At 68.4% G+C, this 11,100-nt stretch carries 11 protein-coding genes and 1 pseudogene; 3 read left to right on the top strand and 9 right to left on the bottom strand.

Annotation, left to right across the window (positions count from 1 at the left end; all coding sequences use genetic code 11):
- Positions 1 to 309 (bottom strand): annotated as a pseudogene (locus RTO53_RS17395) (shikimate dehydrogenase); the annotation flags it as partial.
- A gap of 56 nt (positions 310 to 365) precedes the next feature.
- Between RTO53_RS17395 and RTO53_RS17390 the strand changes: the two are divergent.
- Positions 366 to 1,238: a TolB-like protein gene (locus tag RTO53_RS17390; RefSeq protein ID WP_312238975.1), complete on the top strand. Its 873-nt coding sequence runs from the start codon at positions 366 to 368 to the stop codon at positions 1,236 to 1,238.
- 540 nt (positions 1,239 to 1,778) lie between these two features.
- Here RTO53_RS17390 and RTO53_RS17385 read toward each other — a convergent pair.
- From RTO53_RS17385 to RTO53_RS17370, 4 genes are all read right to left on the bottom strand, one after another.
- Complete coding sequence (locus tag RTO53_RS17385) at positions 1,779 to 2,051, bottom strand: SHOCT domain-containing protein (protein ID WP_312238974.1); 273 nt, start codon at positions 2,049 to 2,051, stop codon at positions 1,779 to 1,781.
- Positions 2,052 to 2,082: 31 nt separating this feature from the next.
- Positions 2,083 to 3,072, bottom strand: coding sequence for a porphobilinogen synthase (gene hemB / locus RTO53_RS17380; protein WP_312238973.1), 990 nt, complete (start codon positions 3,070 to 3,072; stop codon positions 2,083 to 2,085).
- 40 nt (positions 3,073 to 3,112) lie between these two features.
- Positions 3,113 to 4,030: a bestrophin family ion channel gene (locus RTO53_RS17375; RefSeq protein WP_312238972.1), complete on the bottom strand. Its 918-nt coding sequence runs from the start codon at positions 4,028 to 4,030 to the stop codon at positions 3,113 to 3,115.
- 139 nt (positions 4,031 to 4,169) lie between these two features.
- Entirely contained in the window at positions 4,170 to 4,418 is a 249-nt protein-coding gene (locus tag RTO53_RS17370) for a hypothetical protein (protein ID WP_312238971.1), read from the bottom strand.
- A 212-nt stretch (positions 4,419 to 4,630) separates the two neighbouring features.
- Between RTO53_RS17370 and RTO53_RS17365 the strand changes: the two genes are divergently transcribed.
- Entirely contained in the window at positions 4,631 to 5,089 is a 459-nt protein-coding gene (locus tag RTO53_RS17365) for a hypothetical protein (RefSeq protein ID WP_256774827.1), read from the top strand.
- Positions 5,090 to 5,235: 146 nt separating this feature from the next.
- Here RTO53_RS17365 and RTO53_RS17360 read toward each other — a convergent pair whose 3' ends face one another.
- The 4 genes from RTO53_RS17360 to RTO53_RS17345 all read right to left on the bottom strand — a co-directional run bounded on the left by RTO53_RS17360 (position 5,236) and on the right by RTO53_RS17345 (position 10,767).
- Entirely contained in the window at positions 5,236 to 7,062 is a 1,827-nt protein-coding gene (locus tag RTO53_RS17360; protein ID WP_312238970.1) for a DUF885 domain-containing protein, read from the bottom strand.
- Positions 7,063 to 7,141: 79 nt separating this feature from the next.
- Positions 7,142 to 7,651 carry a cytochrome c oxidase assembly factor Coa1 family protein gene (locus RTO53_RS17355; protein ID WP_312238969.1) on the bottom strand — a complete coding sequence of 170 codons (510 nt, stop codon included), beginning with the start codon at positions 7,649 to 7,651 and terminating at the stop codon, positions 7,142 to 7,144.
- 39 nt (positions 7,652 to 7,690) lie between these two features.
- Positions 7,691 to 9,919 carry a S9 family peptidase gene (locus RTO53_RS17350; protein ID WP_312238968.1) on the bottom strand — a complete coding sequence of 743 codons (2,229 nt, stop codon included), beginning with the start codon at positions 9,917 to 9,919 and terminating at the stop codon, positions 7,691 to 7,693.
- 158 nt (positions 9,920 to 10,077) lie between these two features.
- On the bottom strand, positions 10,078 to 10,767 hold the full coding sequence (locus RTO53_RS17345; protein ID WP_312238967.1) for a glutathione S-transferase N-terminal domain-containing protein: 690 nt from the start codon (positions 10,765 to 10,767) through the stop codon (positions 10,078 to 10,080).
- A gap of 109 nt (positions 10,768 to 10,876) precedes the next feature.
- On the opposite strand from RTO53_RS17345, the gene RTO53_RS17340 reads away from it, so the two are divergent.
- A partial coding sequence (locus tag RTO53_RS17340; RefSeq protein ID WP_312238966.1) for a YqhA family protein occupies positions 10,877 to 11,100 on the top strand: 224 nt, incomplete at its 3' end.

Below are 11,100 nucleotides of genomic sequence, written 5' to 3'. Positions count from 1 at the left end.
ATCGGTGGTGTCGCCATGCCAGCGGTCGCCCTTGCGCAGCAGCGTGTTGACCGCACCGGCGCGGCGCGCGCGCGAGGTCAGCGTGGTGCACAGCGCGAAGGCGGCCTCCTTGTGCGGCGCGGTGACGTTGGCGCCTACCCCGCCTTCGGCCGCAAAGGCTTCCAGCGCAACGGCGAAATTCTCCGGGCTGGCCTCGATGGCACGGTAGTCCAGCGCGATGCCTTCCTGGCGGCCGAACGCGGCGTGGATCCGCGGCGACTGCGAGTGCGCGATGGGCTGGCCGAATACGGCGTAATGGTCGGCGGTCATGGGTGTATGTCTGCTCCGGGCCTAGAATGGAACGCAAACCCCCAACGGACGCGGCTATGCGCACTCCATTGTCACTGCTCGCGCTGTGCGCCAGTTTACTCTCCGCGCCGCAGGCGATGGCACTTTCCGAATTCGGCATCGAGGGCATGGGCGTGGTCTCGACCAAGGCCAACGAAGGCCAGGCCACGATCTCGCCGGACGGCCAGCGGATCGTCTGGGCCAGCGACCGCCCCGGCGGCGCCGGTGGCTGGGACCTGTGGCAGGCGGTGCTGCGCGATGGTCGCTGGCAGGACCCCACGCCGCTGCCGTTCAACACCGCAGGCGATGAGGTCGATCCGTTCCTCAGCCATGACGGCACCTGGCTGTACTTCGCCTCCAACCGCGACAGCGGGCGCGGCGGTTTCGACCTGTATGGCGTGATGATCCACGCCGATGGCAGCGTCGGACCGATTCTGTCGATGCCACTGACGGTCAACACCGCCGATGACGAGCGTCGCCCGGCCGTGCGTCCGGACGGACAGGTGCTGCTGTTCGCCCGCGATGGCAAAGGCACCCACGGTGGCTTCGACCTGTACGTGGCGACCGCGCAAGACAGGGGCTTCAACACCGCCAGGCCGCTGCCGACACCGCTGAACAGCGCCGCCGACGAGCTGGGCGGTGACTGGCTGGGCAACGACGGCGCGCTGGCGATCACGCGGGGCACGGCCGCAGGCTCGCAGGTGTGGCTGGTGGGCTGTGACTACCGCCAGCCGGCCACGCCGCTGGCGCTGTCGTTCAACACGGCCGACGGGCAGACCGGCTCGCCGGTGGTGGACGCCTCCAAGCCGTCGGAAATGATGGTGGCTGGCGTGGCACGCGGACCACGTGCCGGCGGGCTGGATATCTACCGGATGAAAACGCCGGCAGCGCCGGGGACGACCTGCCGCTGAGGCTTCATCGGCACCGGTGACGCAGCCACGCATGGCGTGGCTCTACGCCCAGGGTCGCCGTGGCTTGCGGACGCGGGGCCTGGCACGCCTGTATCAGGTGCGGGACGCCGGCACACCAGCCACGCATGGCGTGGCTCTACGCCCCGGGTCGCCGTGCCTGCGGACGCGGGGCCTGGCATGCCTGTATCAGCGGCAGGACCCCGGCACACCAGCCACGCATGGCGTGGCTCTACGCCCCGGGTCGCCGTGGCTTGCGGACGCGGGGCCTGGCATGCCTGTATCAGGTGCGGGACGCCGGCACACCAGCCACGCATGGCGTCGCTCTACGCTCTGGGTCGCCGTGGCTTGCGGAAGCGGGGCCTGGCATGCCTGTATCAGGTGCGGGACCCCGGCACACCAGCCACGCATGGCGTGGCTCTACGCTCTGGGTCGCCGTGGCTTGCGGACGCGGGGCCTGGCACGCCTGTATCAGGTGGGGCCCCGGTAGAGCCACGCCATGCGTGGCTGCCTTTGGCGGCCGCACCGAACGCGCCGGTTCGCTCAGCGCGATGCCAACAACGCCGCGCGCTGTTGTTCGTACTGCGCTTCGCTGATCTCGCCGTTGTCCTTGCGCTGGTTCAATTCGGCCAACTGCGCCTGCAGCGCCGGTGCCAGCTGGCTCTCACGGGCCACGCGGGCGGCCGCCGAAGGCTGCTCCGGCGGCCGCTTGGCGGCGCGCAGCACCCCACGGATGATCAGGCCGATCACCACCGCGAAGACGGTCACCCCGGTGCCCCAGGTGAGCCACTGCACCCATCCAATCGTCTGCATCATTGTCGTCCTGTGTGCGTGTGGGCGCGTATTGTCAGCGCTCGCGCAGCCAACGCGCCACCTGCGGCGCGAAATAGGTCAGTACGCCATCGGCGCCAGCGCGCTTGAAGCCCATCAGCGATTCCAGCACGCAGGCGCGTTCGTCCAGCCAGCCATTGGCGAAGGCGGCCTTCATCATCGCGTACTCGCCGCTCACCTGGTAGGCGAACGTCGGCACGCCGAACTGCTGCTTCACCCGGCGAACGAGGTCCAGGTAGGGCATGCCCGGCTTGACCATCACCATGTCCGCGCCTTCCTCCAGGTCCAGCGCGATTTCGCGCATGGCCTCATCGCCGTTGGCCGGGTCCATCTGGTAGGTCTTCTTGTCGGCCTTGCCGAGGCTGGCCGAGCTGCCCACCGCATCGCGGAACGGGCCGTAGAACGCCGAGGCGTACTTGGCCGAGTAGGCCATGATGCGCACGTTGACGTGGCCGGCGGCATCCAGCGCGCGGCGGATCGCACCGATGCGCCCGTCCATCATGTCCGACGGCGAAATGATGTCCACGCCGGCGTCGGCATGCGACAGCGACTGCTTCACCAGCGCCTCGACGGTGATGTCGTTGAGCACATAGCCCTTGTCGTCGATGATGCCGTCCTGGCCGTGGGTGGTGTACGGGTCCAGCGCCACATCGGTCATCACCCCCAGCTCGGGGAAGCGCGACTTCAGCGCGCGGATCGCCCGCTGTGCCAGGCCGTTGTCGTCCCAGGCCGCCGCCGCATCGAGCGACTTGCCGGTCGGGTCGATCACCGGGAACAGGTCGATGACCGGGATGCCCAGCTCCAGCGCTTCCTCGGCCACCTTGAGCAGTTCGTCGATGGACAGCCGCTCCACGCCGGGCATCGAGGCCACCGGCGCGCGGCCGGCCAGTTCGTGCACGAACACCGGGTAGATCAGGTCGTCGGTGGTGAGCGTGTTTTCGCGCATCAGGCGGCGCGAGAACTCGTCGTGGCGCATGCGGCGGGGGCGATAGTCGGGGTGGGCCATGGAGATGCTCCGTAACGGAATGCGGTAGGACGCGGCAGGATTACTGCAGCAGGTAACGATGCGGTTGCAGCGGCGCGGGCAATGGCGTCACGCCCAGGCTGTCGAGCAGGTCGATTTCGATGGTGCGCACCAGCGCATCCAGCGGCAGGTCGTTGGGCTCCAGCCCGAACGGCTCTTCCATTTCTTCGCCCAGCTGGTCCAGGCCGAAGAAGGCGTAGGCCAGTACCGCCGACACCACCGGGGTGGCCCAGCCCAGCGAACTGGCCAGGCCGAACGGCAGCAGCACGCAGAACATCCACGCGCAGCGATGCAGCAGCAGGGTGTAGGCGAACGGCAACGGGGTGGAGAGGATGCGTTCGCAGCCCGCCTGGATGCTGGACATCGCATGCAGGCGCGTTTCGAACTGGCTGTAGAGGATGGGATCGAGGCGGCCGGCGCGCAGCGGCACGGCCAGGTCGGCGGCGATCATCGCCAGCAGCTGGTCCGGGGCATTGAACCGTTCGCCCAGGCGCGCGTGGTCTTCCTCGTTTACCCAGGGCAGCGCGGCCAGCCCGGCATCGCCGCCGCGCAGCTTGGCCGCCAACGCATGGGCGAAGCCGATCCCGAGCCGACAGATGCGCGCGCGGCGCGGTGCATCATCGGCCAGTAGCGCCGTGCACAGCCGCGCCAGGCTGCGCGATTCGTAGACCAGCTGGCCCCACAGCTTGCGGCCTTCCCACCAACGCTCGAAGCAGGCGTTGTTGCGGAAACTCAGGAAGATCGACAGCACCAGGCCCAGCAGGGTGAACGGGGCCACCGAGACACGCTCGATGCCCGGCGGGTGCCAGACCTCGGCGAAGGCGGCCACCGCGATCGACAGCAGCAGGATCGACAGCACTTTGGGGGCCACCGCTGGGACGATGGAGCCGCGCAGGATGTACAGCAGTTGCCAGCCGTGGGGACGAGGACGAATGATCATCGAAAGCGGGAGTGGCGCCCGGACGGGCGTGGGCCGGCGGCAGGGCCGCAGCGGCAGCCCTTGATTGTACGCCGATGCGCGGCGCCGCCCGGTCGCTGCGACCGATGGTCGCAGCCGGTGGCGGCACCGGCGCTCCGGCTCAGACGATGCCGCCGCCCAAGCCCAGACGCACGATCCCCACGACCACCACGATGCCGTTGAGCACCAGGCCGGCCCAGGCCCGGCCGCGTTTGCTGGGGTGGGTGAACAGGATGCCCAGCGCGGCAATGACCGCGCCAACCGCGGCGAACGGGATCAGGAACCAGTTGCCCCAGCCCAGCAGCGGGATCAGGGCCAGGATCATCCACAGCAGCGCCAGGATGCCCCACAACAGACTGATCAACCCCATGCCAGGCTCCTTCGGTGATGTTGGCCTCACCATAGCCTAAAACCGGGGCGTATCTGACGCGTTCATCGGCGCCGGCGGCCGGTCACGCGGACCGCGGCACGCCGCTCACTCCGACAGTGCTAGCGTGAGGATCACGACGTTGGCACCGATTCAGTGGTCGCCACCGATGATCGCGCCACGGGCCGATGGTCCCTACTGAACAGGGGTGATGCATGAACATCCGATCGATTGCCGTACTTGGCGTGCTGCTGGCCCTGGCCGGCTGCGCCAGTACCTCCAAGGTGATGCTGGGCCAGGCGCGCGCGCCGGTGGATCCGGCCAGCGTCCAGATCTATTCGACCCCGCCGGCCGGCTCGGTGGAGATCGCGCAGCTGGAATCGGCCAGCGCGGTGGGTTTCGGCACGCAGGGCCAGACCGATGCGGCGGTGATGCGACTCAAACGCGAAGCGGCCGCACTCGGTGCCAACGGCGTGATCCTGATGGGCGTGGGTTCCAGCGGCTCACCGGTGGGCATGTCGGTGGGTGCCGGCAGCTTCGGTTCGCACGTGGGCGGTGGCGTGGGCATCGGTATCCCGACCACCCAGAAGCGGGCGGCCGGCGTAGCGATCTGGGTGCCCAACCCGGCACCACCGGCACGCCTGCCGACGCAGACGATCACGCCGCAGCGGTAACGCCGGACGCCGGACGCGAGCGTTGTTCCGGCAGCGCCGGCCATTGGCCGGCAACCCTGCACTTCCCGATGGGCTCATCAGGGTGCCGGCCAACGGCCGGCACTACCCGCCCGCGCCCGGCTGATGGGCGCGGACGGCAGACCGGATCAGCGCTTTGCTGCGGCCTTGTACTTCGGCACGAAGACGTCGTTCACCGCCTGCGCCAGCTGGTCCGGCGGCAGCAGCCCCTGGTCGAGCAGGAAGTTGTTGAACGCCAGGCGGTCAAAGCGCTTGCCCAGCGCCAGTTCGGTCTGCATGCGCAGTTCCAGGATGCGGGTGTAGCCGTAGAAGTAGCTGCCGGCCTGGCCGGGCATGCGCACCATGTAACGGTCCAGCTCCTGGGTGGCCATCGCCTTGGACAGGCCGACTTCGTCGATCAACACGCGCTCGGCGTTGGCGCGGTCGATCAGGCCCAGGTTGAGCATCGGGTCGAGCATCGCGCGGGCGGCGCGCAGCAGGCGGAACTGCAGTGCGATCAGCTGCCCGTCCAGCGGTTCGTAGGGCACCATCTCCGCTTCGGCATACAGTGCCCAGCCTTCGACGTTGACCGAGTTGAACGCGAACATGGTGCGTGCCAGCGAGACGCCGCGTTCGACCATCGCGGTGAACTGCAGCTCGTGGCCCGGACGGCCTTCATGTGCGCTCAGCGTCCACGCGGCCGAACCGAAGTTGAAATCGTCGTACTGCGCGGCCTTGTCGCCGGCGGCGGGGTTGCCCAGCGGCAGCACGAAGGTGCCCTGCTGCCCGGTGTTGCCGACCAGCGGCGCGGGCAGGAAGTGCGGCGCCGGCGAGGCCGCGCTCTCGGCCGCCGAGCCCAGGCGCATCTGCATCGGGCGCTGCGGCACATCGACGATCTTCTCGCGGCGGATGATCGGGTCGATTGCATCGATCACGCCACGATAGTGGTGCTCAAGCTGGTCGTCGGCGATCTTGTCGCCCTTCAGCGCGCGCACCACCGCGACAGGATCGGTCGGGTCGGCCACCTTCAGGCCCTTGGCCTGCACCACCAGCGGCGCCAGCTGGCGCATTGCCGAACGGGTTTCCATGAACTCCAGCTGCGCGCGCTGCATCAGCACCGCCGGGGCGATATCAATGCCCACGCGCTTGAGCTGGTAGGCATACAGCGGCTCGGGCAGGCGCGCATCGGTGCGGGCCTTGGGCAACACGGCGCTGCGGGTCCAGTCGCGGTACTCGCGCAGCTGGGTGGCAATGGTCTTCAGCGCTTCATCGGCGCCGGCCACCTTGTACTTGCCGAACAGCTGTTCGATACCGGTGATGTAGGTGTCCACGTTGGCCAGCGACTGCTCGACTTCTATCCTGGTCGGCTGCAGCAGGGTCTTGTCGCCAAGGCGCTCTTCATAGCGCTGGCGCGACAGCGTGGTGACCGGCTGGGTGCCCGGGGCGAGGCCGGCATACGCCTTCAGGCGGTCCAGTGCCTTGGCGCGGCGCTCGGCGGGCACCTGGTCGGACAGCAGCAGGTTGATGCCGCTGAACACCGTCTGCGGGGTGTCGCTCCACGGCAGCAGGTACTTGTCGTTGAGCTCGCTGCCTTCGATGTTCTGGCTGGCCGCGGCGATCATGATCGCCAGGTCCTGGCGCACGTTGGGATCGCGCTCGCTGCCCAGCTTGGCCTGCAGTTCGCTGCGTGCCTTGACCATGGCCGCGCGGTAGCGGGCACCGTTGTCGGGGCCGAAATCGGCCACCTTGTCGTCATAGCCGGGCACGCCGAAGAAACCGGTTTCTTCCGGCTGGAACGGGCCCTGCGCGTCGAGCAGGATCTGCGCCAGCTGGTTGCTGCGGGTGACCCACGCCGGGCTGGCGGCGGGTTTGGCAGCGGCAGGCTGGGCAGCGGCCTGCCTGGCCAGCGCCGGCGGCGCCGACAGGGTGGCGGGGACAGTCAGGGCCAGCGCAACGGCAAGGACGAGCGGCTTCATGCGGGAACTCCAGGGCAGGATGCCTGCGACCCTACGCACTCACGGCACGCCCGGCAATCGGCCGGAGGTCATGCGTCGATCAGGCCTCCAGCGAACCGGGCGGCAACGGGCATTGGCCGTTTGCGCGGCATTCCTGCAACGCGCAGCGCTCGGCGGCCTCTTCGTCGTCCAGCGCGGTGAGGTCGATCGCCTGCTTGCCGTCGGTGACCACGTACAGCATCGGGTAGTCCCATTGCCCGCCGCGGCGCCGGGCATTGAGGAATAGCCGGCCGTCACCGCGCGGGCCGGACAGCGCGATCACGAACTGGCTCTGCCCGGTGGTGTGCATGGAGCCGGCCGGCAGGTAGCCGTCCTGCACCGGTTCGCCCAGCGCCTGGACCAGCTCGATGTTGCAGCGCGCGCGGCGCATCGCCTCCTGGTAGGGCGTACTGGACTTGCTCCAGTACGCCCACTGCGCCAGCGCGAACCACACCGCCCCGGCGGCCGTCGCGATCCCCGCCACCACTGCCAGTGGCATGGCCCAGCGCCAGTGGCGGCGCCACCAGCCGGTGGACACGGTCGTGCGGGTCAGTGCGGGGGGCGATGTCATCGGCGAACTCCTTGTCGAGCCGGTGGCGGAAACGGTGGATCAGCGGATCAGGCAGCGCCCCAGGAAATCCTCGGCCAGGCGGTAGCGGTGCAGCGCGTTGCTGCCCGACAAACCGTGCTTGGCGCCCGGGTAGGTCATCAGTTCGAACGGCTGGCCACGCTTCTGCAGCGCACTCATCAAGGAGGTGGAGTTGGTGAACAGCACATTGTCATCGGCCATGCCGTGGATCAGCAGCAGGCGCGAGCGCAGGCCGTCGATGTGGGCCAGCACGCGCGCGGCTTCATAGCCCTTCGGATTGTTGGCCGGCAGGTTCATGTAGCGCTCGGTGTAGTGACTGTCATACAGGCCCCAATCGGTGACCGGCGCGCCAGCGACGCCGCAGGCGTAGGTGTCCGACGCCTTGGCCAGCAGCATCAGGGTCATGTAGCCGCCGTTGGACCAGCCCTGCACGCCGATGCGCGCCGGGTCCACCCAGGCCTGCTGCTTCAGCCAGGCCACGCCGCGCAGCTGGTCGGCCACTTCCACCGTGCCCTGCACGCCGTACAAGGCGCCGCCGAAATCGCGGCCGCGGCGCGGCGTGCCGCGGTTGTCCAGCGAAAACACCACGTAACCCTGCTGGGCCAGGTACTGGTTGAACAGGTGGTCGCCACGGCCGGGCCAGCTGTCGGTGACGGTCTGGCTGGCCGGGCCGCCATACACGTACACCACCACCGGATAGCGCTTGGCCGGATCGAAACCGGCCGGCTTGATCAGGCTGTAGTGCAGCTCGGTCCTGCCGTCGGCAGCGGTGAGCGTGCCGAACTCGACCGGGCGCTGCGCATCCAGGTAACGGGCGTACGGGTGCTGCGGATCGCGCAGGTTGTTTTCGACCAGGGTGGCGATCTTCTCGCCGTTGGCGCGGAACAGCGCGATCTGCGGCGGGGTGGTGGTGTTGGACCAGCTGTCCACGTAGACGCTGGCGTTTTTGGCGAAGCTGGCGCTGTGCATGCCCGGTGCCTGCGACAGGCGCTGCAGGGTGCCACCCTGCAGCGGCACGGCGTAGATCTGGCTTTCGCGCGGCGAATCGACACCGGCGCGGAAGTAGACCTTGCCGGCGGTTTCGTCCACGGCCAGCAGTTCATCGACGGGCCAGTGACCGCTGGTCAGCGCGGTGACGGTCTTGCCGTCATCGGACATGCGGTACAGATGCTCGAACCCGCCGCGCTCGGACGACCACACAAAGCCGCCCTGCTTCAGGAAATGCAGGCTGTTGTGCAGGGGCACCCAGGTCCTGGAGGTTTCGGTGACCAGCGTGTGCTGCTGGCCGCTGGCCAGGTCGGCCTGGATCAGTTCCAGGCGCTTCTGGTCGCGCGACTGGCGCTGGAAGGTCAGGTGCTGCGGATCGCGCCAGTCCACGCGGGCCAGGTAGATGTCCGGGTCGCGGCCGAGGTCGATCCAGCGCGGTGCGGCATCGGCCTTCGGCGCGATCACGGCGAGCTTGACGGTGACGTTGTGGTCGCCGGCCGCCGGGTAGCGCTGCTCGATCATTTCGGTGCGGTCGGCATACATTTCATAGCGTTTCTGCACCGGCACCGGGCTTTCATCGATGCGCGCAAAGGCGATCGCCGAGTCGTCCGGGGCCCACCAGTAACCGGTGTGTCGGTCCATCTCCTCATCGGCGACGAATTCGGCCACGCCGTTGCCGATGGTGTCGCTGCCGTCGCCGGTGAGCTGGATCTGCCGGCCGCTGGCCAGGTCGATCACCCACAGGTTGCGGGCGCGCACGAAGCTGACGAACCCGCCCTTGGGCGAGAGCTTGGCATCGGTGGCGAAACCCTCGCCGTGGGTGAGCTGGCGTACCGCCGCCTTGCCCTGCTTGCTCAGGTCGTACAGGTACAGCTCGCCGCCGAGCGGAAACAGCAGCGTGCGTGCGTCGGGTGACCACTGGTAATCGACGATGCCGGTCATCGCGGCGATGCGCTGGCGCTCGCGGCGGGCTTTTTCGGCATCGCTCAGGGTTTCTTCGCCGGGCAGCACCACCTTGGAGTCGACCAGCAGGTGGGTCGTGCCGCTGGCGATGTCGTAGGCCCACAGGTCCAGCTGATTGCGGTCGGCGTCCTTGCCGCGCAGGAAGCTGACCTGCGAGCCGTCCGGGGCCACCTTTGGTTTCATCAGGGTCGGGCCGGACAACGGCAACGGGCCGGTGATGGCCTCCAGGGTCAGCTTTTCAGCGTGGGCGAGCGAGGTCGAAGCGAGCATGAGGGCAAGTGAAGCAAACAGGTGGCGCATGAAGGATTCCGGCAGCGTCTGGACGTTCCCCGCCCGCGCGGGGCGGACGGGGAGCGGTTCATCCTAACCAAAAGCCTTGCGGTCGTGCCGGCGGTTGGCCGGTGTCCAGCTGCGGCGGGCAGTGCGGAACGCCGGCCAGCGGCCGGCATTGCCGCGGCTCAGCGCTGGCCGAACAGGTGCTTGCGCTCTTCTTCGCTGAGCGGCTTGCCGGCGTCCGGGTTGACCTTCTGGCGCAGCGCGTAGGCGCGCTGGGTGGCCGGGCGCGCGGCGATGGCCTCGTGCCAGCGCTTGAGGTGCGGGAAGGCGGCGAAATCCACCGGCAGCTTGTCGTACGCGCCGATCCACGGGTAACTGGCCATGTCGGCGATGCTGTATTCCGCACCGCCGAGGAAGGCGCTGTCGGCCAGGCGCTTGTCCATCACCCCGTGCAGGCGGCGCACTTCGTTGTTGTAGCGGTCGATGGCGTAGGGGATCTGCTCGGGCGCATACACGTTGAAGTGCCCCATCTGCCCGCTCATCGGGCCCAGCCCGGCCATCTGCCAGAACAGCCATTCCAGCACCGCTACCCGGCCGCGGGCGTCGGCGGGCAGGAAGCGGCCGGTCTTCTCGGCCAGGTACAGCAGGATCGCGCCGGACTCGAACACGCTCTGCGGGGCGCCACCGTCGGCGGGCTGGTGGTCGACCAGCGCCGGCATCTTGTTGTTGGGCGAGATCGCCAGGAATTCGGGCTTGAACTGGTCGCCGGCGCCGATGTTGACCGGCTTGATCTGGTACGGCAGGCCCAGCTCTTCCAGCAGCAGCGTGACTTTGTGGCCGTTGGGGGTGGGCCAGTAGTACAGGTCGATCATGGCGACGCACTCGCGGATGGGTAAGTCTGGAGTCTAGTGCGTCGGTTGGGTGGCGGGGTCACGGCGGACCCGTTAACCTGCCGCGTCCCCCGCAACGCAGCATTCCAGCATGAGCGCCACCGAAAAGCCCATCAGCCCCCTGTCGTCCCTGATCTTCGCCTCGCGCTGGCTGCAGCTGCCGCTGTACCTGGGCCTGATCCTGGCGCAGTGCGTGTATGTGTTCCTGTTCGGCAAGGAGCTGTGGCACCTGCTGCACAAGGCCAACAGCATGGGCGAGCAGGAAATCATGCTGCTGGTGCTGGGCCTGATCGACGTGGTGATGATCTCCAACCT

Source organism: Stenotrophomonas sp. (assembly GCF_031995405.1).
Classification (GTDB): domain Bacteria; phylum Pseudomonadota; class Gammaproteobacteria; order Xanthomonadales; family Xanthomonadaceae; genus Stenotrophomonas.
This window is presented reverse-complemented; position numbering and strand designations above follow the sequence as displayed.

What these genes read in the sequence shown, in the direction of transcription:
- RTO53_RS17345 (WP_312238967.1), bottom strand. Translation starts at nt 10,767, where the DNA reads ATGATCGACCTGTACTACTGGCCCACCCCCAACGGCCACAAAGTCACG.
- RTO53_RS17350 (WP_312238968.1), bottom strand. Translation starts at nt 9,919, where the DNA reads ATGCGCCACCTGTTTGCTTCACTTGCCCTCATGCTCGCTTCGACCTCG.
- RTO53_RS17385 (WP_312238974.1), bottom strand. Translation starts at nt 2,051, where the DNA reads ATGATGCAGACGATTGGATGGGTGCAGTGGCTCACCTGGGGCACCGGG.
- RTO53_RS17360 (WP_312238970.1), bottom strand. Translation starts at nt 7,062, where the DNA reads ATGAAGCCGCTCGTCCTTGCCGTTGCGCTGGCCCTGACTGTCCCCGCC.
- RTO53_RS17370 (WP_312238971.1), bottom strand. Translation starts at nt 4,418, where the DNA reads ATGGGGTTGATCAGTCTGTTGTGGGGCATCCTGGCGCTGCTGTGGATG.
- hemB (WP_312238973.1), bottom strand. Translation starts at nt 3,072, where the DNA reads ATGGCCCACCCCGACTATCGCCCCCGCCGCATGCGCCACGACGAGTTC.
- RTO53_RS17375 (WP_312238972.1), bottom strand. Translation starts at nt 4,030, where the DNA reads ATGATCATTCGTCCTCGTCCCCACGGCTGGCAACTGCTGTACATCCTG.
- RTO53_RS17365 (WP_256774827.1), top strand. Translation starts at nt 4,631, where the DNA reads ATGAACATCCGATCGATTGCCGTACTTGGCGTGCTGCTGGCCCTGGCC.
- RTO53_RS17355 (WP_312238969.1), bottom strand. Translation starts at nt 7,651, where the DNA reads ATGACATCGCCCCCCGCACTGACCCGCACGACCGTGTCCACCGGCTGG.
- RTO53_RS17390 (WP_312238975.1), top strand. Translation starts at nt 366, where the DNA reads ATGCGCACTCCATTGTCACTGCTCGCGCTGTGCGCCAGTTTACTCTCC.